Source organism: Testudinibacter crocodili (assembly GCF_006228025.1).
Classification (GTDB): Bacteria; Pseudomonadota; Gammaproteobacteria; order Enterobacterales; family Pasteurellaceae; genus Chelonobacter.
The window spans coordinates 1-2,166 of record NZ_VDHF01000170.1; the positions used below are offsets into that span (position 1 = coordinate 1).

At 40.3% G+C, this 2,166-nt stretch carries 1 protein-coding gene; it reads left to right on the forward strand.

Annotation, left to right across the window (positions count from 1 at the left end):
• The first annotated feature begins 408 nt into the window (after window positions 1-408).
• Window positions 409-1,944 (forward strand): Na+/H+ antiporter NhaC family protein, encoded by a 1,536-nt coding sequence (locus FHQ23_RS12235; protein WP_139614563.1) that lies wholly within the window; start codon window positions 409-411, stop codon window positions 1,942-1,944.
• Window positions 1,945-2,166 lie beyond the last annotated feature (222 nt).

Genomic DNA, 2,166 nt, shown 5'->3' on the forward strand with positions numbered 1-2,166 from the left:
AGTCCTACAAGCTACCTTTATCTGTTATCAATATACCGTCAAATTTTCTTAATAATCAAAAAATTATCATATCTTTATATCTTAATAATACTAAAAAGCACAGCGTAAAAGTGCGGTATAAACTTATCGTACTCTTGTTTAACCGGCAAAAAATCCACATGATTTTTAACAAAACAGTAGCAATACCGCGCTTTCACACCCGAAATTTGCGGATATAGCTTGGTTTTTCTTAACACTTATTGTAGTCTTTCGCTGTTTCCCCTCCCTGCCCAGCCTTTGGCATTTGCAGAGAGAAACTTTTAGGCTCTGTTTATCTTTTATTAGTAACAGCACCCTGCTGCATCTCAACGATTGAGAGAGATAAATAGCCTCAGCTCAGTTGTAATTACTTTTATTTATGGAATTCTTATGGATTTTGTTGATTTTTCCACTTCAGTTTGGTCAATTATTCCGCCGTTATTGGCGCTTTCTTTAGCGATCATCACTCGCAGAGTATTATTGTCGCTGAGTGCCGGAATTATTGTCGGTGCTTTGATGTTAAATGGCGGCAATTTGCTAACCGCTGCACAGTACACATTTTCCAGTGTCTCTTCTCTCGTGTATAGCGATGGCGCACTGAATGCAAATTATACTAATATTATTATCTTTTTGATTTTATTAGGCATTTTAACTTCACTGCTAACTATTTCCGGCAGTAATCAGGCTTTTGTTAACTGGGCACAAAAACATATCAAACAAAAACGTGGCGCAAAATTGCTGACGGTGTTTTTAGGTGTTTTTATTTTTATCGATGACTACTTTAATAGTTTAGCTGTTGGTGCGATTGCCCGCCCGGTTACCGATAAATATAAAATTTCGCGTGCCAAATTGGCCTATTTATTGGATTCTACCGCCGCACCAATGTGTGTCATCATGCCGATTTCCAGTTGGGGGGCTTATATCATTACCCTGATTGGTGGCTTGTTAGCCACCCATGCCATCACCGAATATTCGCCGATCGGCGCATTTATTGCGATGATTGGCATGAATTTTTATGCAATCTTCGCTTTAGTATTGGTTTTTATTGTCGCCATTTTTTCCTTTGATATCGGTCCGATGGCACACTTCGAACGCAATGCCGAAAACGCCGAAGCCATTTCGGATGATATTTCAAACGGTAAACAGGGGCGGGTAATGGATTTGATTCTACCAATTTTCGTTCTGATTATCGGTACAATTAGTATGATGATCTACACCGGTGCGCAAAGTCTGGCGGCAGACCGACAAGTATTTTCTATCTTAGGTGCGTTTGAAAATACCGTTGTGGGCACGTCGTTGGTTGTCGGCGGTCTCGCCGCGTTAATCACGGCAACACTCTGTGCATTAAGCTCTAAACAAATTTCGCTGAAAGAGTATGTTAGCGCTTACGCTTTGGGAATCAAGTCAATGTTCGGTGCTATCTTGGTGCTGTTTTTTGCTTGGACCATCAATACTATTGTCAGCGATATGCACACCGGCAAATATCTGTCCAGCTTAGTCAGTGGTTCGATTGCGATCGGTTTTCTGCCTGTGATGCTCTTTATTCTGTCTGCAGTGATGGCATTCTCAACCGGCACCAGCTGGGGAACCTTTGGCATCATGCTACCGATTGCTGCGTCTATTGCTGTCAATGCGGATCCGGCACTATTGCTGCCTTGTCTCTCTGCGGTGATGGCTGGCGCAGTATGTGGTGACCACTGTTCACCGATTTCAGACACCACTATTTTATCTTCTACCGGTGCAAGCTGTAACCATATTGACCATGTCACTACTCAGCTGCCATATGCGATGCTGGTTGCCGTCTCTTCTGCGGTCGGCTATTTAGTTGTCGGTTTTACTCAGTCTGGCTGGCTAGGCTTTTTTGCTACCGGTATTGTTATGATTGGATTAATTTTATTGTTTAAGAAAAGAACAACAAAGCCATAAACCGCACTTTTTTAATATAAGTAGATAATTTTTTAGATTTTATAAAATGCGATACATTATCGCATTTTTTTTATTTTTAATTGCTTTTATTTTATAAAATATTGAGATTTTAATTTATACAGCAGTTAAATCTTTTAAATTGCCAAAATACGCCTTAACCCCCAATAAAAAAGAGTGGACAACCGAAATCGGTTGGCGTAAAAATAACAGCATATTTATTGG

Coding starts and splice junctions, on each gene's coding strand:
- FHQ23_RS12235 (WP_139614563.1), top strand. CDS start 409: ATGGATTTTGTTGATTTTTCCACTTCAGTTTGGTCAATTATTCCGCCG.